Genomic DNA, 21,250 nt, shown 5'->3' on the forward strand with positions numbered 1-21,250 from the left:
TTTTTTTGGGAATTTGAAACTAATTATTTTTTTGGAAGCAAAACAGCATCTATTACATGAATTACACCATTTGACTGATTAACATCTGCAATGGTTACTTTTGCTTTACTGCCATTTTCGTCAGTAATATATAGGTCTTTGCCTTTCATCCATGCTGTAAGAGTTCCACCGCTTACTGTTTTAATTGTAGCTTTCCCTTTTCCGTCTTTTATTGCTTTTGCAATATCAGCAGAACTCCATTTTCCCGCTGCTACATGATAAGTCAGAATATTTTGAAGCATTTTTTTATTCTCTGGTTTTAATAACGTCTCTACAGTTCCTTTTGGCAATTTATCAAAAGCGGCATTAGTTGGAGCAAAAACAGTAAACGGACCTGCCCCTTTTAATGTTTCAACTAAATCGGCTGCCTTTACTGCGGCTACTAATGTGGTATGATCTTTTGAATTAACAGCATTTTCGATAATATTTTTATTCGGATACATCGCTGCTCCACCAACCATTACTGATTTTTGCGCATTTGATGTAAATGCAAATCCTAAAGCTAAAACTGCAAGAGCTAAAAATTTTCTAGTTTTCATATTTATTGTTTTTAAGTTATAAATTCATTTACGTCGATATATTTGTTTTGGTTTTAATAAAAATGAAAATAATTAAAACTAATATTGGAAAATCATCAATTTACACTGAGAAACAAGCTTTTAATGCAAATAAAAGTTTTGATTATTTTTAATACCTTAATAGTTTTTGCTTTATTTTTATCGTTAAATTTAAATTCCAAAACCTATTTACTATGAAAAATTTACCTCAAAAAGTTAGAAGTAGAAAAGTAAATTCTAGAGTAGATTTAACTGCAATGGTCAGCGTATCTTTTTTGCTGATCATTTTTTTTTATGGTCACAATAGAATTACGAAAAAACAAAGCTATGGCTTTAAGTCTGCCAGATTATGGTAATATTGCATGTAAATGGACAGGTGGCTGTGGAGAAAACCGATCTTATACAATTTTACTGGGAGATGATAATAAATTAGTTTCTTATATGGGATTACTAGAAGTGCCCAAAGTTGCTCCTAAAAAGTTTGGATATGGAAAGGATGGAATAAGACAAGAGCTTTTAAAGCAAAATAAAAACATGCTTAATTATTCTGCTCAATTAGGAAGACCAGGACGAGGAATGGTTGTTATTATTAAACCAAGTAAAAAAAGCAATTTTAAGAATTTAGTTGATATTTTGGATGAAATGGCAATTGCAGATATAAGTACATATGCAATTGTAAATGATTTTACACCAGAAGAATCTAAATTATTAGCTTTAGAATAATTAAAAAAAAAAGAGGACGTTAACATCCTCTTTTTTTGTTTTAAATTTTATGCCTTTTAAAAGCATTCAACATTTCTTTATATTAATTAATTATTTATCTAATAATGCTTCTAATCTTTTTAATCTAGCCTCTAAATCATTATTTATTTTCTGTTGATTTTCAATTATCTTTTGCTGTTCTTGAACTGCTTTAACTAAAGGCACCACAAAAGTTGCATAATCTAAGCTATAAAAGTCTTCTGCATTAGCCGGTTTACAAACACCGCTGAATTCATAATTCAAACTATTTGCCACAGCTTCAACTTCCTGAGCAATAAATCCAGACTTCAAATTGGTAGGTTTATTTTTCATATAATAAGTTACTGGGCGTAATTTGGTTATAAAATCTAAACCATAAGAACTATCGTTTATATTTTCCTTAAGGCGTTTATCTGAACTAGTTAAAAAATCACTAGCTGTCATAGAACCACTTGTATATACAGCTGTTACTTGAGTATTTCCTAATTGAATAGTATTACTACCTCTACCAACTGCATTATTCCCTATCACAATTTGATTAGTATCTCCAAGTGCAGCGATTCTTGTATCTATACCAATAAAAATAGAATTGTCTACCAAAGTTGCAAGAGTACCTCCTGTCGCACCAACATGTGTTCCACTGTCTTTTCCAATTGCAATGTTGTTATTTCCAACATCAGAAAATCTTAATGCATTAGTTCCAAATGCTATGTTGCCGCTCCCAGTTTTGTTTAAGTTTGTTGCGTAATTTCCAACACCAATATTATCATTTCCAGAAACATTTCCATTCATTGTATTTATACCAATACCTATGTTAGCAGAACCTGAACCATTATTAAACAGAACTTTTGTTCCAATAGCTGTGTTTTGCTGTCCAATAGTATTAAAACATAATGCGCCATAACCAATTGCTGTATTCCACTGACCTGTAGTGTTGCTCTTTAATGCATCTGCACCCATAGCTGTATTTAATGTTCCGCTAGTATTAGCTCTCAAAGCATTGGTACCAAATGCAGCATTATTAACACCAGTAGATGCAGGGTTAAGTGCATAAACTCCAAATGAAGTATTTTGTTCATTTAATAAACCGCTTCTAACATTATTACGTTTAAAAACCAAATCATTATCATCTCTGGTTCCAATAAAATCTGTACTGCTATTTGTTCCTAAATTACCTCTTGTCAACCATGGATTATAATTCCATTTTAGCACACCGTTTTCATCCGTTGCTAAATATGTATTAATCGGACCTTTCACTAAATTAACTTTAGCATCAACTAGAGTAGCTCCTGCACCTTGAACAACTTTAAGTATATCATTTGTATTATCCGTAGATAACTCCTTAGCAATTGCTGATACCACATAAGGTTTTTCAGCTGTTCCTAAACCATCTACTTTTATAGTACTACTACCTTGAGTTTCTCCACCTTTTCCATCTAAACCTGCCTCACCTTTGGCTCCAGTCTCTCCTTTTGCTCCAGTTTCTCCTTTTGCTCCGGTTTCTCCCTGTGCTCCAGTCTCTCCTTTTGCTCCAGTTTCTCCCTGTGCTCCAGTCTCTCCTTTTGCACCAGTTTCTCCTTTTGCTCCAGTCTCTCCTTTGGCTCCAGTTTCTCCTTTTGCTCCGGTTTCTCCCTGTGCTCCAGTCTCTCCTTTTGCACCAGTTTCTCCTTTTGCTCCAGTCTCTCCTTTTGCACCAGTTTCTCCTTTTGCTCCAGTTTCTCCTTTTACTTTTCCAGCATTATTAGTATTTCCATCTGTATATGTTAAAACTAAATTTCCGTTCTCATCAATTAAAGCAGAAGAGATACCTTTTCCATCTTTTCCATCTTTTCCATTCTTTCCATTTATTTTAATCCATGTTCCATCAGGTTGTTGAACATAAACAATTCCTGTTTCTGTATCAGTATAAATAGTGATATTAGATCCAGGATAACCTGGTTGCCCTTTATCTCCTGGCTCACCCTTATCAGCAGCGGTATTAATACCTGAAGTTATTTCATCTGAAGTGGCAATTCTATTCCATCTATCAATATACCAATAATAATATCCAGGTTTTAAGTCTACAGCAGTTGCTGTATTAAAAACAAAAAGACTATTTACATTTCCATTTGTTATTGTATTTTTATCTGTTAAACTTGTTAATGCAACTCTAGGAAATAAAACTCCTTTATCCGTTGCAAAGACTTCTAATTGACTGGAAGGATTTGATTCCTTTTTTCCTATAACTACTTGCGAATAAGCTGAATAAAAACTTAACACAAAAAAAATTGGAAGAAATTTATTTTTCATTTTTTTTTAAATTTAATTAGCATTAATAAAACCCCCAACATTTCACAAGTTGTTAATTATGAATTGATTAATATTTTTTGTTGGATTTTTTACATTGCAAATTTCCTTCTAAACTGAATTTTGTTGTCCCCCTAAAAGTTTTTATTTTAATACTTTAAGACATTTCTATACACCTACTAACGTGTTAAAAAACAGTATTTTACAATAAATTAAAGATTTATTGAGTGAAATATATCTAAAGTATTTTTTAATTTTAATTTTAGTATCTAATGTATATAAAAAGCTTTGAAGTTAAGGAGAAGGTATTAATTATAAAAACAAGTCTAAATCTTGGTAAACTTTATATAAGGCAAAAGATATTACAATAGCTCTACTCATTAGAAATTAATACAACTCTTGCGATTGTTAAAAGTGAGGTTCAATAATATGGAAGAAAAAAAGCAGAAAAAAAAGTCCCACATTGCTGTGGGACTTTCTATTTAAATCTTAATGAATTTCATACTTGAACTTCCTTTATCTGATTTTACTCTTATAAAATAGTTACCCGTTTTTAGCTTAGAAATATCAATATTTGAAGTTGTTTTTGCGTTTGGAATGGCTATTATTAATTGCCCTAAAATATCATAAATCTCAAAAGATTGTATCGCTATATTGTCATTTTGAGCAATATTTAAAATTTGATCTGATGGATTTGGATATAAAATTAAGTATCTCGAAAAATTAAAATCTTGAGTTGAAAGAGTACTAGTTTTAAATGTTGACGTCGCTTTATTGGTCAGAATTGGGAAATTATAATCAAAATAAATATTTGCATCATTAGTAAACGAATCCCCAACTTTTAATGTAGGTTTTGTTTTTATTTTAAAAGCAATATATCCATCGTTATTAGTATCATCAAAAGGAAGATTAATATTTTCAAAAATAAATTCAACTTTATTTCCTTCCGAAATTTTAGTTACAAAAGAATGGCTTGAACTCGTTGGTATTAAGGTTGAAATATCAAATTTATTCAAATCTATCATATCTTTAACCACAATATTTTGTGCCGGATATGTTCCAGTATTTTCAAAACGAATCATGTAATGAACATATTCTCCTATTAAACTTGGTGTAATTACAGAGCCCTCTAAACAAGTTTTGTCATTTGGATCATAAGAACCTACAACAACCTGGCTTAAGGTGAATGCATTGTCCAATGGTAACTCATCTACTCCATCTGACTTTATTGTACCCGTAAAACTTAAGGTATCTCCATTATTGATCGCAGGTATTTCGGTTGGAGAATTTACATTGAAAGTGAAAACTATTTCTTTGCTTTCAAATGGTTTTAAGTTATTAAAATTCCATGTTAGTTTATTGTTTACCTGAGTTGAAGTTGCGGGCGTTGACTGAATTAAATCCAAAACGCCGTCATTAAAAGCTAAATCGATCGATCCAGACTGCGCGACATTCCCTTTATTTTTATAAACAACTTTGTACTTCGTATCAAATCCTGGTCTTGCTTCTTCTAAAGGAATTAGAACTATTTCTAAATCTTTACGAATCCCATTAGGCACCAAACAAAAATCTTGTAATATAGGTGTTGTTTGAGAATCAATTTTGACATTTAAACTTGAAGGAGAAATTGTAAAATAATCAGCACATTCTAATTTTGGTACAACCTCAAAATTACCCTCTTGAATTGGGAAAGTGTAAAACCCGGTATCATCAGATATTACAGCTCCTTCAGTTGAACTGCTTTTAATTTGAAATTTAAGATTTGGAACATTCAGATCAGAAATTTCGCAACCATTATTATTAGCATCTAAACGGGTATTTCCTTTCATAAAAGCGTAAGTGCCATTTGGAGTAAAACTGCAATATGAATTTACGTGGCAGTTAAAATACCCTAAACGATATACCTCATTCTGAAAAGTTTTAACCCTGCTCTCATCAACACAAATGTATTTTAAATTAGGATTGCTACTTATATAAAAACTTATATAGACATCTTTATTTAAATTGCTCAAAAACAAAGAAGTTAACTGTTCATTTTGAACACAATTAAAACTTGAAAGCTTTGTCAAATTATTTAAATCTAGTATGGTAAATTTGTTTCTTAAACACGTTAAATAATTAATATTAGGACTTCCAGAAACATCCAACTCATCCAATAAGTTATCAGAACAATTAAGCTGTATCAGATTATTTAGATTGGTAACATTGATATTCTTAATTTCATTATATGAAAAATCAAGCTTTTCTAATTTTCTAAAATCTGAAGCATGTAAACTCGTTAATTTATTTTTAGTACATCGAAGTTCAATCAAATTGGCTAGTCCTTGAATATCTAGATTTGTAAGTTTGTTTTCACTACAATCTAAAAATTCTAAACTTTTTATATTTTTAAGATCTAAAGAACTAACTGAATTGTTAAACAGCTCAATTCTCTTTAGCAATGGCAAACTAGAAAAAGTAACCTCTGTCAAACTATTGGATCGTCCGACAATTACCTCCTTGAGGTTTGGGTAATTTGAAATATCTAAGTTTGTTAAAGCTGTAGAGATTAACGATAGTTTAGCCAGCTTTGGACAATCTGCATATTTAAGAGAATGAAAACCATTATAAGCAACATAAATCTCTTCTATCTTGCTGCATCCTGTTACATCTAAAGTTTCCAAACTAGAATTATTATCATAATACACTCCTCTTATATCTATGCATCCGCTCAAATCTAATTTTTTTGTTCTTATCGTGTAAGCGTTTAATTTCTTACATCCAGATGCATTAACACTTTCTAACGGAATAGTATTCAGTCCCGTAAAAGTGGTAAGGTTTGAAGAATTTGATACATCAACATGCGATACAGTACTGGTTCCTAAATACAGATCGGTTAAAGCGGGAAGAATTCTTAAATCGAGTACATTTAAAAAAGTTACATACTCAAAGAAAACAGAGCTTAATACTGGATTATTATTAAAAACCATTTTATCAATACTTGCAGAAGTTACCTTAAATGAATTTAGCTTACTGCAATTTGTAACGTCTATATTATCTATTATTCTTGATTTAACTTCACAGGTCAATAAATTAGAGCAGTTTCCCAAATTCAAATTTACATTACCGTAAGGAGTGTACGTAACGTTTGTTAAATAAAAGTATTTTAGTCCTGTACAGTCACTTAAATTAATTAGCTCTAAAGGATTGCTAATGGATAGATTTTCCAATAATACACAGCCAGAAGCATTTAGACTCTTTAAAACTGAATTACCCACGCCAAATTCAAATATTTTAAGTTTACTTAAATTACTCACATCTAAACTGGCAAGTTTATTATTTGTACAGTCAAATTCTTCGAGATTGACAGCTTGCTTTATAGCAATATCGGTTAAAAGATTATTAGAACAGTTTAACTTTTTTAAACTGGTAACTCCTGTAGTATTAATAGTTGCGAGTTTATTACCGCTACATTGCAAACTTACAAGGTCACTAAACCCAGATAGATTTAGGCTAGTCAATAAATTTGCATTACAGCTAAGCTCCTGAATCTTTTTCCCTGAAAAAGATAAAGTGCTTAAGCGATTATTTCCAACAGCTACTTTTTCAAGATTAATACAATTAGTTAAATCCAATTCTTTTAAAAGATTATTACTAACTGTCAATATTTTCAAATTTGAACAATCTAGCAAATTAAGCTTTTCCAAACTAGTTCTACCGTAAACTAGGCTTGTAAGAGCAGAACAATACGACAAATCCATCTCAACAGCTCCAAAATTTGCCATCTTAATATCTGTTAGGCTTTTACAATTCTTAAGGTTTAAAGTAAGAGCATATCCACCAACCTCCATCCCTGACAATTTGCTTAATTTAATACAATTTTCAGCATTCAGATTCGTAATCTGGCTATTAGCCACAGCCAATTCCTCTAAACTAGTACAGCCTGAAATAGTAGCACTCGTTAGTTTGTGATCCATTAGGCTTATATACTTTAAGCTTGTACAATTTGAAGTATTAAGAATAGTTAAAGGATTGCCATAAAAGGTTGCGTTTACTAATTTACTTAAGTTTGAAATATCTAAATTTTGAATATAATTACTTTCTAAACTCAAACTTTCAAGATCTTTAAAAGATTTAACATTGAGAACAGTTAATTTATTCTTAGCAATTGAAAGATTTTTTAATCCTGTTAGAAGTGTCAAATCTAATGAAGTAAGTAAATTGTTACTGCACTCTAAAATTTCAATTTTGGATAATCCCGTTAAATTTAAAGAAGTAATTGAGTTGTTTGCGCATCGGAGTGTTTTAAGATCTTTTAGTTCTGAAACGTTCAAACTAGATAAGTAACATGAGTTAACGTCTAGCTCTGTAAGATTGACAAACTTTAAAATTCCGGTAAGATCTCTAACGTTAGAAGAATTAATTTTTAAGGATACAATTGGAAGAAGCTCAGATTCTTCAATTTGATTGTTTTCATTAGCATCAACTTTTAAATAATTTCCATTAACATCTTTTGCAACGGAAAAATCTGTACCAGATTTGAGCAAAGATTCTCGAAAATAAAGATCTGGAAAGGTTACAACTTGGGCATTTAAACCATTAAAAAAGCAAAAAGATAAAATTAAAAAGTAGAATTTCTTCATATGTGGTATTTTCATACAAAAGTAACTTTTTAACAGAATAACACAACTTTATTTGTTAAAATCTTCTAAACAATATAAAGTTAAGACATAAAAAAAAGTCCCACATTGCTGTGGGACCTCTTATTTATAAAAAAGCTAAGAATTATTTTTTCTCAGTTTTTTCCATTTTAGCTTTTAATGCAGCTAATACATCATTGTTATCTCCTAAAGTTGCAGCTGGTGCATTTGTAGAAGATGCAGATGAAGTATTTTCAGTTGCAGCTTTCACGTTTTTCTCTTCTTCTTCTCTGAAGATAGCAGTGTGAGAAGCAACTACTCTTTTGAATTCTTTGTTGAATTCAATTACTTTGAAATCAGCAGTATCACCTTTTTTCAATTTCTTTCCGTCTTCTTTTTCAAGGTGACGAGTAGGAATGAAAGCAACGATATCATCTCCGAATTCTACAGTAGCTCCTTTGTCAACGATTTCAGAAATCTCACCGTTGTGGATAGTTCCTACAGCGAAAGAATCTTCGTATTGATCCCAAGGATTAGCAGTAGTTTGTTTGTGACCTAAAGATAATTTACGTCCTTCAACATCTAATTCTAATACAACAACATCAAGTTTTTCACCAACGTTTACAAACTCAGATGGGTGTTTGATTTTCTTAGTCCAAGATAAGTCAGAGATGTAGATTAATCCATCAATTCCTTCTTCTAGTTCTACGAAAATACCAAAGTTTGTAAAGTTTCTAACGATACCTGTATGTTTAGAACCTACTGGGTATTTAGAAGTAATGTCAGTCCATGGATCTTGAGTCAATTGTTTGATACCTAATGACATCTTACGATCATCTCTGTCAAGAGTTAAGATAACTGCTTCAACAACATCTCCAACTTTCACGAAGTCCTGAGCAGAACGTAAGTGAGTTGACCATGACATTTCAGAAACGTGGATTAAACCTTCAACACCTTCAGCAACTTCGATGAAAGCACCGTAATCAGCGATTACAACTACTTTACCTTTAACTTTGTCACCAACAGTTAAGTTAGCATCTAAAGCATCCCATGGGTGAGCGTTTAATTGTTTCAATCCTAATTGAATTCTTGTTTTCTCATCATCGAAATCAAGGATTACAACGTTTAATTTTTGGTCTAATTCAAGAACTTCACTTGGGTGGTTAATTCTACTCCAAGAAAGGTCAGTAATGTGAATTAATCCGTCAACACCACCTAAGTCAATGAACACACCATAAGAAGTGATGTTTTTAACAACACCTTCTAATACTTGTCCTTTTTGTAATTGACCGATGATCTCTTTTTTCTGTACTTCAATATCAGCCTCGATAAGCGCTTTATGAGATACAACAACGTTTTTGAATTCGTGGTTGATTTTTACCACTTTGAATTCCATCATTTTGTTTACATATACATCGTAGTCTCTAATTGGCTTAACGTCAATTTGAGATCCAGGTAAGAACGCTTCGATTCCGAAAACGTCAACAATCATACCTCCTTTAGTTCTACATTTAACAAAACCGTTAACGATTTCTCCAGTTTCATTAGCTGCAATAACTCTATCCCAAGATTTGATAGTACGTGCTTTTCTGTGAGATAATACTAATTGACCTGTTTTGTCCTCACGGATGTCAATTAATACTTCTACTTTGTCACCTACTTTTAAGTTTGGGTTGTAACGGAATTCATTTAAAGAAATAACACCTTCAGATTTAGCATTGATATCAACGATAACGTCTCTATCTGTAATTCTAACAACAACTCCTTCAACTACTTCTTCTTGATCTGTAGCGATGAAAGTTTTAGATACTAGTTCTTCAAACTCTTGTAAGTTTTTTTCATCTACTGCATCAATTCCTTCTTGGAAGTTATGCCAGTTAAAATTTGCTAAAAACTCTTCTTGTGATTTTAATTGTTCAGACATGCTGATAAAAAAATTTGTATTCTGTTTTTCTCGAGTTTCTCTATGCGATAGAAAATACAGAAGTTGTTTTACATAAATGGTTGATTCCTAATGGAAACTCTTCTCTGCCAAAAGGACTGCAAAATTAATACATTTTTCTGAATTAACAAAACAAAACCGATATGATTATCAGTCAATTGTTTAAGAAGCAGAACAATTTATGTTTTTAAGACGTTTAGTCCCGCTATCCGTTGCAATCTTTTGTGCCGAACCCCGTCACAAAAGGATTTCCACTTCTATCGGGGCTAAGTTAGAACTTTTTGTTTTTCATAAGATCTTTAGAAACGAAACGTGACAGGTTTAAAAACATTAATTATACTCCAAAAGAACAAAATACTTCTATTATTCTTCCCAAAACTCTTTCTGGATTTCTTTATATTCACTTCTATTAAAAGAATATTTATTTCCTGAAAACGGACTAAGTTGTTCTAACATATAATTCTTTACTGATATATCCATTCTAATACATCGGCCTGCTAAATATTCTACCTTTTCATTATCATGCTTGTGTTTGAATAACATTTCCCTAATTTTAGGATAATTTTGCTCTATTAGCGCCTTAAAAGCAAAACAGCGAATCATTGGCTTTTCACATTCAGTCAACAAAACTAAATCATTAGTCTCAACTTCATTCACAAATTTTATAAAGCTTACTTGATCTTTCAGCAAATAAGTTAAATAAGGATTTTCTATCCTAAAATCATAATAGACTCTACTAAAATCATCATTTTTAAGAATTCTATCTAGCTTTGTTGTTGGTGAAAAATTCTCAATTTTCTTTTCACAACTTAAAAGGGCAAACAATATAAATACACACAAAATTTTACAACATTTCATTTTTCAATAATGTTTTTTAATCCAAAACACTCCTCCCAAAACCGAAAACGGCGCAAAAACAAAAATCGCCAACAATTGCGTGCACGAACTGCCACTTGAATTAAACAGTGAGAAAATAGCAAAAGCAACCATGATAATAAAAAGTATAAAATTAACTTTTAAATTTCTAGCTTTCAAAATAAACTGAGTAACAAATCCACTTAAAAAAGAAAAGACCGCTCCATAAACAAAAGTCAAAATCATAAATAGTCCTGAAGCTTTAGAATGTGGTTTAACTCCCGAGACTTGAAATAACAGCAAAGAAGTAATTACAAAAATTGCATAACCTGCTATTACTGCTAAAATTTGTCTAATCATAAATTCAATCTTTTTAAACAACAAACCCGACAAATAAAAATTTATCGGGTTTGTTTTATGCATTTTTTAATGACTCAAATTCTCAATTTCCTTTGGATCATGTTTATGTTTAAACAAAATAGCAAAAGCGATTGCGATCACCAAAGCATAAGCTGCAAATGATAACCAGATTGTATGCCAATCTTTCATTAAAATTGGATTTGCAAAAATTCCGTCTGCAGAAATTGAATTTCCTTGTCCTTTTACAAATTCCACCATTTTCTCATTAGTAGCATCCGTTTGTAAAAATCCAGCCAATTCTGTTGTATTAGCAAATGATTTTGTAAAGAAACGATCAATTGCCCATCCAGAAGTTAAACTTCCTAAAACCGCTCCTACTCCATTGGTCATCATCATAAATAAACCTTGCGCAGAAGAACGAATTTTAGAATCTGTATTGCTTTCCACAAATAAAGAACCCGAAATATTAAAGAAATCAAATGCCATTCCGTAAACGATACAAGATAGAATAATCATCCATAACCCTCCTATTGGATCTCCAAAAGCAAATAATCCAAAACGAAGAACCCAAGCCAACATACTAATCAACATAACCTGTTTGATACCGAAACGTCTCAAGAAAAACGGAATAGCTAGAATAAACAAGGTTTCAGAAACCTGAGAAATCGACATTATAATAGTCGAATATTTTATTACGAAAGAATCTGCGTATTTTGGAAAATGCTTGAACTCATCTAAAAATACATCGCCATAAGCATTTGTCAATTGTAATGCTCCTCCTAAAAACATAGAAAAAACAAAAAACAAAGCCATTTTGTAGTTTGCAAACAATTTGAAAGATTCTAAACCAAAAGTTTCAATCCAAGTTGCATTTTCTTTAATCAAACGCTGCGGCTCACATTTTGGTAAAGTAAAAGCATAAACTCCAAGAATTAAAGCACCAACTCCAGCAATATAAAACTGATATTCAGTCGCCTTACTTCCACTTAAATTCGTAATCCACATGGCTACAATAAAACCAATTGTTCCCCAAACACGAATTGGCGGAAAGTCTTTTACAATGTTTTTATTATTTAATTTAAGCGAAGTATAAGATATTGAATTACTTAAAGCGATTGTTGGCATATAACAGCACATCGCTAAAAGCATAACAACAATAAAAGTATCTGGCGTAGCAACTTGTGCAATCCCGAATAGCACTACCGCATAAAGAATATGAAGAGCACCGTATAATTTTTCGGCATTAATCCATCTGTCGGCAATAATACCTGTAAGTGTAGGCATAAAAAGAGAAGCGATTCCCATGGTTCCGAAAACTAGTCCGAATTGAGTTCCTTCCCAGTTTTTTGTTCCAAACCAATAATTTCCAATTGTTATAAGCCAGGCTCCCCAAACAAAAAATTGAAGAAAGCTCATTAAAATCAATCTATTTTTAATCCCCATATGATAAAAATTGTTCTTTAGTAAAAATGAAGCGGTAAAACTACCATTTAAAATAATATCTGCAAAAAATTATGCTGTTTTAACAACATCATTCACTAATTCTAGAACTGCAGCAAATTGTTCTTCTTTGTTTAAGTAAGAATTATCAATCTCTATGGCGTCATCGGCAATTACAAGAGGAGAATCTTCGCGGTGTGTATCCATATAATCTCTATCTACAACATTTTTCAAAACTTCTTCATAAGAAACATTATCACCTTTTTGCTGTAATTCATCAAAACGTCTTTGCGCACGTGTTTCTGCACTTGCGGTCATAAATATTTTTAATTCTGCATTCGGAAAAACTACAGTTCCAATGTCTCTTCCATCCATTACAATGGCTTTATTGGTTCCCATTTCCTGCTGCTGCTCTACCAACTTAGAACGAACTTCTGAAACAGCTGCTACTTTACTAACAAAATTAGAAACTTCGATTGTTCTAATTTGTTTCTCCACATTCTCACCATTCAAATACATTTCTGCAAAACCTAAATCTGAATTAAACTTAAATTCTAATTTGATATCAGATAATGCTTCAACCAAAGCTTCTTTCTTAAAAAAATCAGCCTCAATCAAATTATGCTGCATAGCAAAATAGGCAACCGCGCGGTACATTGCCCCAGTATCTACATAAACATATTCCAATTCTTTTGCTAATTGTTTTGCAAGAGTGCTTTTACCTGTAGATGAAAATCCGTCGATAGCAATGGTAATTTTTTTCAATTTTTTATATTTAAATTTTTATTCTTTTAATGACAGTTGATTTTTAATAATAAATACTCATCAAAATATTCGATTCAGAACTATCAATTAGTCGCGATATTCTGTCAAAGTATTTTTTATTAACCATAGGACAGCCAAAACTATTGCAAATGTAGCCATCTTTCTCTTCATATGGAACATCATAATAGTAATGAAAAACAATATCTCGTTTAAAAGCATTACTATTCGTTTTATCCAATCCGTAAAGCTTATATGCCCTACCAAACTTTCCGTAATAATGTTTTCCAATGTAATATTTCCCTAATGAAGTGCTTAATGAATTGGGAACGTTGCTAAAACGAAGCTTGCCTTTAGTACCAGTTTCAGAACCAGAACCATGGGCAACCAAACCTTTATCGATAATTTTATCTGCTTTTAAATCATAAACAAAAAAGCGATTTTTTCCCGAAGGAATTTTCATATCAACAAAGAAGGCTATTTTGTTATTGTATTGCGGATTTTTATTGATCAGCTTTTTTATATCAGCAATTTGAAATTCAATTCTTTTATCATTAGAAGATAATAAACCAATTTCTTTACTATCAGATAGCAGTAAGTACCCAACAAAAAGCGCGAGAATAAAAAGGAATACAATAATTATTTTTTTCATTGATTTAGATTCAGAAAAAAACTTTAAATATCGAAGACTAATGCTATTCGGCAATAAAAAGTTCTTGCTTTTTTTTGGATACTCTTAAATAAAGTCAAATAGAACAGTTTCAATTATTGAAAATTCAATGTTAAACCAAAAAGGCTTGTGTTGGCCGCCAACGTATATCTAGAATATGAATAATTGAATTTCAGTTTATTCATTTTTAAACCAAAACCTAAAGAAACGCCAGAAAAGTTACGCTGTTCGTCTACTCTTAATTCTTCGCCTCTTCTAAAATTATATCCTACTCTAAAATTGAATGCTTTTTTAGGAAAAAGCTCAACACCAAAAGCTACGTGCCTTAGCGCATTGTTTACAAAAGAAACTTTTTCTGGACTTGTAGAACCATCGATATTCGTTTCTCCACGAACTGGATTTGAAAAAGAGATATTCCATTGCTGCAAATTTTCTAAGGAAAGATGCCAGCGAATTGGAACATGTTCTAATTCTTGAGAAATACCTGCTACAATTTCAAACGGAAGATTTTCTTTAATTCCGGAATAAGTAGTAAACTGTGTCCCCATGTTTCTAAATACAAGGGCGAAATTTAGGTCATTCATTTCATCTACATATAAAAAACCCAAATCGACTGCACCACCTATCGAATTATAACTTTCTAAAGAAGAAGTTATCAATTTTGCACTCGCTCCAATATATAAATCGGTATAAGGAACATTGTACGCGTATCCAACCGATAATGCACCTTCACTTCCTGTAAAATTAGAAGTTGCTTGGCCGTTTTCATCGTAACCTTCAAATGTACCGTAGTTCACATAAGTAACTCCAGCATAAATAGTCTGCACGTGTCTATCGTAGGTATAAGCGTATGATGCTGTACCATAAGAGGCTTCGCCATAATAACTTCCGTAATTCAATGCCAAATGATTGTCCATGTCTGCGTTTATAAGAGCGGGATTTGACATAGCTTGATTAACATCTTCATCATATATGGTAATAACATCTCCTCCTAATGCGGCCTGTCTTGGCGAAGTTGTCAAATTTAAAAACTGGTAAGTGTAGCGCCCTCCAACTTGTCCGAAAGAAGACGAACAAATTAAGATTATAAAAAATAAAACAACTTTTTTAAGCATTTGTTTTTGGCGCACCTATATGGGAATAACGCAAGTGCAAATATAAAATTATATAACACTAAAAATAAACTACAATAAAAAAAATCCAAATTCCAATTTTGATAATTGGGATTTGGATTTTATATAATGTGATTTAAAATTTTTATTTCAAATCTTTAGCATTTTTTACTTTCTGATCTGTTAAAGCTAAAGCTAAAACTTCGCTCATTTCTTTTACATAATGAAAACTTAAGCCTTCTAAATATTCTGCTTTGATTTCATCAATATCGCTTTTGTTTTCGTGGCAAAGAATAATTTCTTTAATTCCTGCTCTTTTCGCCGCTAAGATTTTCTCTTTAATACCACCAACTGGCAATACTTTTCCGCGAAGCGTAATTTCGCCTGTCATAGCTAAATTTTTCTTTACTTTTTTCTGAGTTAAAAGCGAAACTAAAGAAGTTAGCATTGCAATACCCGCACTTGGTCCGTCTTTTGGAGTTGCTCCTTCTGGAACGTGCAAGTGGATGTTATATTTTTGGAATAATTCTGTACTAATACCTAATTTCTTAGCATTTGCTTTAATGTATTCTAAAGCAATTGTAGCAGATTCTTTCATTACAGTTCCAAGATTTCCTGTAATAGTCAATGATCCTTTTCCTTCAGAAATTAAAGATTCGATAAACAAAATATCTCCTCCTACACTGGTCCATGCTAAACCTGTTACAACACCTGCAACATCATTATTTTCGTATTTATCACGCTCTAATCTAGGAACTCCCAAAATCGCTACAATATCTTCATCTGTAACTTTCTTGTTGTACTCCTCTTCCATTGCAACAGATTTTGCTGCATTACGAATTACTTGTGCAATTTTAGTCTCTAAATTACGAACACCCGATTCTCTAGTGTAACCTTCAATGATTTTTTCTAATTGCTTTTTGCCAATAGTCAGATCTTTTGCGGTTAAACCGTGAGCTTCTAATTGTTTTGGAAATAAATGCCTTTTGGCAATTTCAACCTTTTCTTCAATGGTATAGCCTGACATTTTGATAACTTCCATTCTATCGCGCAAAGCTGGCTGAATTGTACCCATATTATTTGAAGTCGCAATAAACATTACTTTAGACAAATCATATCCCATTTCAAGGAAATTATCATAGAAAGAACTGTTTTGCTCCGGATCTAAAACTTCTAATAAAGCTGAAGATGGATCGCCACTATTACTGTTTGATAATTTATCGATTTCGTCTAAAATAAATACAGGATTTGAGGTACCTGCTTTTTTCAAGCTCTGAATAATACGTCCAGGCATTGCTCCAATATACGTTTTTCTATGACCGCGAATCTCCGCTTCATCACGTAAACCTCCTAACGAAATACGAACGTACTCTCTTCCTAATGCTTCTGCAACAGAACGTCCGATTGAAGTTTTACCAACTCCTGGAGGCCCTGTTAAGCATATAATTGGAGATTTCATGTCATTTCGCAATTTTAAAACTGCCAAATGCTCAATCATTCTTTTCTTCACTTCATCAAGTCCAAAATGATCTTTATCTAAAATTTTCTGTGCGTGTTTTAAATCGAACTTATCTTTAGAATATTCACCCCAAGGCAATTCTAAAAACAATTCTAAATAATTACGTTGAATTCCAAAATCTGGCGACTGTGGATTCATACGACGCATTTTAGACAATTCTTTCTCAAAATGTTTCTGGGTTTTTTCGTCCCATTTTTTGGTTTTAGCCTTCTGCCCCATTTCGTCCATTTCCTCTTCCTGAGAAACGCCACCCAATTCTTCTTGAATGGTTTTCATTTGCTGGTGAAGGAAATATTCTCTTTGCTGCTGATCTAAATCAAAACGAACTTTTGACTGAATGTCGTTCTTCAATTCTAATTTTTGAAGTTCAACATTCATATAACGTAAAGTCTCCAAAGCGCGTTCTTTTAACCCATTTATCGATAAAAGACCTTGTTTTTCTTTTACTGATAAATTCATGTTTGAAGAAACAAAATTGATTAAAAACGATTGGCTTTCAATGTTTTTAATCGCAAAAGTAGCTTCTGAAGGAATGTTTGGACTTTCTTTAATAATCTGAATTGCCAATTCTTTTACAGAATCTAAAATAGCAGTAAATTCAGTATCATTTTCATCTGGTCGTTCTTCAGCAACTTCTTTGATCGTTGCTGTCATATAAGGTTCTTCTAAAACAACTTCGTCAATTTCGAAGCGTTTTTTTCCTTGAAGAATAACCGTTACATTTCCGTCAGGCATTTTAAGCACACGTAAAATGCGTGCAACAGTTCCAACTTTATGAATATCATCTTTTGACGGATCTTCGTCTTCTTCGTTAATTTGCGAAACTACACCAATTATTTTTCCGCCAGCATTAGCATCATTAATTAGTTTAATAGACTTATCTCTCCCAGCAGAAATTGGGATAACAACTCCAGGAAATAAAACAGTATTGCGTAAAGGTAAAATCGGAAGAGAAACAGGAAGTTCTTCATTATTCATTTCCTCCTCGTCTTCTGGTGTCAACAATGGAATTAATTCTGCCTCTGAGTCAAATTCTTGAAGTGACAGATTGTCAATAGTAAGTATTTTATGGTTTGACATAATAAAATATAAGTCTTTTTGTCATTAAATTTTCTGTGCTATCTATAAATAGAGTATTGCTTATTGAAGTTTTACCAAAAACGTGTTTCGTTTTTCAATTACAAGATAGGGCATAAAAATAGACAATCATTATGCCAAAACAAACTTAAAGCTTAAATAATTCTAATTAGTCAATTTTAAAATACAATCCATTTTAAAGTTTAGAAAACAAAAAACCCGAAAAAAGATTTTCGGGTTTCAAGCATTTTATTTATTCATTACTTCAAAGAGTAAGAAACGAGTTCTGAAGTAGTGCCAGACGATTCTAATTTTACAATTCCAACATCCTTAGCGATCCAATAAAATGTATCTGATGAAGAACTTTGTCCCTGAGCGCTTGCTTCAATATGGAGTTTAAATTTGATTACATTACTATAGGTTACTTCTTTAACTTTTAAGCTTATACCTTTTTCTAAAATAGTACCTGTGTAGTTTGCATTCATTTTCAAAGATGGAAAACTTGGTATATTAAAGCTTGTTTCTAGAGAATAAGATCCTTTCCATGTTTGATTTACATCCAAATAATCCTTAAAAAGAATAAATTCATAACCAGTTGATTTCCCCGTTATTCCTTCAGAACTGTAATTTACTTCATCAATAACGATGTAATAATCTCCTTTTACTTTTTTAAGTGAAGCACCTGCTGTACCAGAAATTTCATCAGTAGCACCAAATAATTGGTTAAATTTATAATACGTATTGCCATCTTTATTAGATGAACTTTGAATTTTTACTGTGCTTTCAGCGCCAGCTTGGCTAAAAACCCATTGATTGCCCACTTTAGAAGGCCAATAATCACCTGTTGATTCTCCAGCACTTTCGCCAGAATCGTCATTGCTACATGATGTTAACATAAATCCTGTCATAACAAACAGAATTACAAAGCATTTGTTTAGTTTTCTCATTATTGAATTTGTTTTTGGTAGTTAAATTTTATGTGAAATTATAGCAATGAATGTATTATACCTTACGGCATTACGTAAAATCAAAAAATATTTTTTATTTTTTTTTATCAAAACTGTAACAAACAAAAAAAAGCCAAGTCTATATTAAAAACCAAAAGCCACTACTTGAATATAAACAACCAAAATATCGAAGAACTAATTGCGCTCTGTAAAAACAATAATCAGAAAGCGCAGTTTGAAATATACAATCGCTATTGTAAAGCGATGTATAACGTGGCTTTTCGTATTGTAAAAGACGAACATTTTGCACAAGACGTCATGCAGGAAGGTTTCTTAAAAGCTTTTACAAAAATCAATGACTATAAACAAGAAGTGGCTTTTGGCGCATGGTTAAAAAAAATAATCATCAATTATAGCATCGATTTTTACAAGAAAAATAACTCTTTCCAAGTAGAAGATTTAAGTAAACAGCTTTATAAAATCGAAGAAAACGACGGAATTCTTTCTGAAAATATTGACTTAAACGCTCTAAAACTAAAACAGGTTTTAGATACCATTTTGCAACTGAAAGATAATTACAGAATGGTGCTTACTCTTTTTTACATTGAAGGTTACGACCAAGAAGAAATCTGCGAGATTTTAAACATTACCTATGCAAATTGCAGAACAACCTTGAGTAGAGCCAAAGATAGTTTGAGAAAAAAATTGGAAGAAATATAAAATGAATTGGAATTATGAAAAATGAAAAAGACAATTTAGACGACTTATTTAAAAGATTTGAAAACCAATGGGATATTCAGGAATTAAATTCTGATCATCAGGTAGATTTTCTACAAAAATTAAACAAAAAAGAGCCTAAGAGAAAATACTGGTTCGCAACTGCTATTGCCGCTTCGATTGTATTAATGCTTGGAATTTCTCTTTTTTATAAAAATGAAAAAACAAAAGAATTCAAATTTGCTTCTAAAGAAACTAAACGTACAGACTCTATTTTCAATATTCTAATCGATAATGAACTGGTTAAGCTAAAAGAGAAAAACTCACCAGAAAATCAGCAGATTATTACTGATGCTATGAATCAGATGAAAACTTTTGACGCTGATTATCAGAAAATCATAAACGAACTGCAAAAAAATGGTGAGAACAAACAAATTATTTATGCAATGATTAGCAATCTTCAAACGCGTATTTCTTTTTTACAAACCGTTTTGAAAAGAATTGAAGACAACGAAAAATTAAAAAACAACTCTAATGAAAAAACACTATAACTTACTAATCTTATTTCTTTTGATACCTTTCTTAGGTTTTTCAAATGATGATGCTTTTGTTACCAAACAAAAAAACATTAAAAAGACCTACATCGTTAATTCTAATGCCGGAATCGATGTTGACAACAAATATGGAAGCATCACTGTAACCACTTGGGATGAAGATAAAATTGATCTTGATATTACTATAAAAGTAAATGGCCCAAATGAAAATTGGGTAAACGAACGATTAAATAGTATTGATGTTGATATCACGGCACTTAAAAGTTTAGTTTCTGCAGTAACCAAACTAGGAAGTTCTAATCTTAAAAGCAAGGGAAGCAATAACAGTTTTGAGATCAATTATGTAATTAAAATTCCTAAAAGCGGATCAATTAAATTGGTTAATAAATACGGTAATATTTCGGTTCCAAATGCTGAAGCTTCTACTGATATTGACTGCAAATATGGAAAAGTTACTTTAGGAAAACTAAACGGATCTAGTAATCAAATCTCAATTCAATACTGCCAAAATTCAAGCATAGAGTACATAAAAACAGGAAATATTGATGCTCGATATTCGAATCTTAAAATTAATGATTCTGGAAACTTGAATCTAAGCGCAAATTATACAGATGTTAATCTTAATGATGGCCAGAACATTAAAGCAGATTGCAACTATGGAACTCTTAAATTTCAAAAAATCAATTCTTTAAGCGGATCTGGAAATTACTTAACTTTCATTATTGGCGAAATTTCCAGTAACTTTAGCTACGATACCAATTACAGTAAAATCAGTATAGGGACTGTAACTGAAAAAGCAGGAAACATTAACATAAACTCAGGATATACAGATATTTCAATTGGTTACGTACCCAATTATGCATTCGATTTTGATATTTCTGCAAGATATTCAAACATTAAACATGATAATTCTTTAGAGATTTCTGTCTCTGAGGTTAAAAGCAACAGCAAACGAATTGCTGGCTATTACAAGAAAAAAGGTCAAAATAAAATCAATATCAATTCGAACTACGGAAATATTTCCCTAACAAAAAATTAATCATCTAAAAATCA

At 31.6% G+C, this 21,250-nt stretch carries 15 protein-coding genes and 1 pseudogene; 4 read left to right on the forward strand and 12 right to left on the reverse strand.

From position 1 onward, the window contains the following. Positions 1 to 23: 23 nt before the first annotated feature. A complete protein-coding gene (locus NCC77_RS14605) occupies positions 24 to 578 on the reverse strand; it encodes a fasciclin domain-containing protein (protein ID WP_250836226.1) in 555 nt (184 codons plus the stop codon). A gap of 212 nt (positions 579 to 790) precedes the next feature. On the opposite strand from NCC77_RS14605, the pseudogene NCC77_RS14610 reads away from it, so the two are divergent. Beyond that, positions 791 to 1,319 (forward strand): annotated as a pseudogene (locus tag NCC77_RS14610) (ExbD/TolR family protein). 90 nt (positions 1,320 to 1,409) lie between these two features. On the opposite strand, the gene NCC77_RS14615 reads toward NCC77_RS14610, so the two are convergent. The 11 genes from NCC77_RS14615 to NCC77_RS14665 form a co-directional block, all read right to left on the reverse strand. Further along, positions 1,410 to 3,626: a phage tail-like protein gene (locus NCC77_RS14615; RefSeq protein WP_250836227.1), complete on the reverse strand. Its 2,217-nt coding sequence runs from the start codon at positions 3,624 to 3,626 to the stop codon at positions 1,410 to 1,412. 479 nt (positions 3,627 to 4,105) lie between these two features. Beyond that, entirely contained in the window at positions 4,106 to 8,260 is a 4,155-nt protein-coding gene (locus NCC77_RS14620) for a DUF7619 domain-containing protein (RefSeq protein WP_250836228.1), read from the reverse strand. Positions 8,261 to 8,387: 127 nt separating this feature from the next. Beyond that, positions 8,388 to 10,166 (reverse strand): 30S ribosomal protein S1, encoded by a 1,779-nt coding sequence (gene rpsA / locus NCC77_RS14625; RefSeq protein ID WP_250836229.1) that lies wholly within the window; start codon positions 10,164 to 10,166, stop codon positions 8,388 to 8,390. 381 nt (positions 10,167 to 10,547) lie between these two features. Then, positions 10,548 to 11,042 (reverse strand): hypothetical protein, encoded by a 495-nt coding sequence (locus NCC77_RS14630; protein WP_250836230.1) that lies wholly within the window; start codon positions 11,040 to 11,042, stop codon positions 10,548 to 10,550. 3 nt (positions 11,043 to 11,045) lie between these two features. Next, positions 11,046 to 11,399: a hypothetical protein gene (locus NCC77_RS14635; RefSeq protein ID WP_250836231.1), complete on the reverse strand. Its 354-nt coding sequence runs from the start codon at positions 11,397 to 11,399 to the stop codon at positions 11,046 to 11,048. Positions 11,400 to 11,465: 66 nt separating this feature from the next. Continuing rightward, positions 11,466 to 12,842: a nucleoside permease gene (locus tag NCC77_RS14640; RefSeq protein WP_250836232.1), complete on the reverse strand. Its 1,377-nt coding sequence runs from the start codon at positions 12,840 to 12,842 to the stop codon at positions 11,466 to 11,468. A 69-nt stretch (positions 12,843 to 12,911) separates the two neighbouring features. Beyond that, on the reverse strand, positions 12,912 to 13,604 hold the full coding sequence (gene cmk / locus NCC77_RS14645; protein WP_250836233.1) for a (d)CMP kinase: 693 nt from the start codon (positions 13,602 to 13,604) through the stop codon (positions 12,912 to 12,914). A 43-nt stretch (positions 13,605 to 13,647) separates the two neighbouring features. Then, complete coding sequence (locus NCC77_RS14650) at positions 13,648 to 14,253, reverse strand: murein L,D-transpeptidase catalytic domain-containing protein (protein WP_250836234.1); 606 nt, start codon at positions 14,251 to 14,253, stop codon at positions 13,648 to 13,650. A gap of 113 nt (positions 14,254 to 14,366) precedes the next feature. Next, positions 14,367 to 15,386 (reverse strand): type IX secretion system protein PorQ, encoded by a 1,020-nt coding sequence (porQ, locus tag NCC77_RS14655; protein ID WP_250836235.1) that lies wholly within the window; start codon positions 15,384 to 15,386, stop codon positions 14,367 to 14,369. A gap of 142 nt (positions 15,387 to 15,528) precedes the next feature. After that, positions 15,529 to 17,982, reverse strand: a complete 2,454-nt coding sequence (gene lon, locus NCC77_RS14660; protein ID WP_250836236.1) for an endopeptidase La — start codon at positions 17,980 to 17,982, stop codon at positions 15,529 to 15,531. 257 nt (positions 17,983 to 18,239) lie between these two features. Further along, a complete protein-coding gene (locus NCC77_RS14665) occupies positions 18,240 to 18,926 on the reverse strand; it encodes a hypothetical protein (protein ID WP_250836237.1) in 687 nt (228 codons plus the stop codon). 165 nt (positions 18,927 to 19,091) lie between these two features. Between NCC77_RS14665 and NCC77_RS14670 the strand changes: the two genes are divergently transcribed. From NCC77_RS14670 to NCC77_RS14680, 3 genes are read left to right on the forward strand one after another with little or no spacing between them, the layout of a single operon-like run. Beyond that, on the forward strand, positions 19,092 to 19,646 hold the full coding sequence (locus NCC77_RS14670; RefSeq protein WP_250836238.1) for an RNA polymerase sigma factor: 555 nt from the start codon (positions 19,092 to 19,094) through the stop codon (positions 19,644 to 19,646). Positions 19,647 to 19,660: 14 nt separating this feature from the next. Continuing rightward, complete coding sequence (locus NCC77_RS14675) at positions 19,661 to 20,194, forward strand: anti-sigma factor (RefSeq protein WP_250836239.1); 534 nt, start codon at positions 19,661 to 19,663, stop codon at positions 20,192 to 20,194. Further along, on the forward strand, positions 20,178 to 21,236 hold the full coding sequence (locus tag NCC77_RS14680) for a hypothetical protein (RefSeq protein ID WP_250836240.1): 1,059 nt from the start codon (positions 20,178 to 20,180) through the stop codon (positions 21,234 to 21,236). The genes NCC77_RS14675 and NCC77_RS14680 overlap by 17 nt, the downstream gene beginning before the upstream one ends. The last annotated feature ends 14 nt before the right edge of the window (positions 21,237 to 21,250 follow it).

The sequence above is a fragment of the Flavobacterium tyrosinilyticum genome, from assembly GCF_023656565.1.
GTDB lineage: Bacteria > Bacteroidota > Bacteroidia > Flavobacteriales > Flavobacteriaceae > Flavobacterium > Flavobacterium tyrosinilyticum.

Coding starts and splice junctions, on each gene's coding strand:
- NCC77_RS14605 (WP_250836226.1), bottom strand. CDS start 578: ATGAAAACTAGAAAATTTTTAGCTCTTGCAGTTTTAGCTTTAGGATTT.
- NCC77_RS14615 (WP_250836227.1), bottom strand. CDS start 3,626: ATGAAAAATAAATTTCTTCCAATTTTTTTTGTGTTAAGTTTTTATTCA.
- NCC77_RS14620 (WP_250836228.1), bottom strand. CDS start 8,260: ATGAAAATACCACATATGAAGAAATTCTACTTTTTAATTTTATCTTTT.
- rpsA (WP_250836229.1), bottom strand. CDS start 10,166: ATGTCTGAACAATTAAAATCACAAGAAGAGTTTTTAGCAAATTTTAAC.
- NCC77_RS14630 (WP_250836230.1), bottom strand. CDS start 11,042: ATGAAATGTTGTAAAATTTTGTGTGTATTTATATTGTTTGCCCTTTTA.
- NCC77_RS14635 (WP_250836231.1), bottom strand. CDS start 11,399: ATGATTAGACAAATTTTAGCAGTAATAGCAGGTTATGCAATTTTTGTA.
- NCC77_RS14640 (WP_250836232.1), bottom strand. CDS start 12,842: ATGGGGATTAAAAATAGATTGATTTTAATGAGCTTTCTTCAATTTTTT.
- NCC77_RS14650 (WP_250836234.1), bottom strand. CDS start 14,253: ATGAAAAAAATAATTATTGTATTCCTTTTTATTCTCGCGCTTTTTGTT.
- porQ (WP_250836235.1), bottom strand. CDS start 15,386: ATGCTTAAAAAAGTTGTTTTATTTTTTATAATCTTAATTTGTTCGTCT.
- lon (WP_250836236.1), bottom strand. CDS start 17,982: ATGTCAAACCATAAAATACTTACTATTGACAATCTGTCACTTCAAGAA.
- NCC77_RS14665 (WP_250836237.1), bottom strand. CDS start 18,926: ATGAGAAAACTAAACAAATGCTTTGTAATTCTGTTTGTTATGACAGGA.
- NCC77_RS14675 (WP_250836239.1), top strand. CDS start 19,661: ATGAAAAATGAAAAAGACAATTTAGACGACTTATTTAAAAGATTTGAA.
- NCC77_RS14680 (WP_250836240.1), top strand. CDS start 20,178: ATGAAAAAACACTATAACTTACTAATCTTATTTCTTTTGATACCTTTC.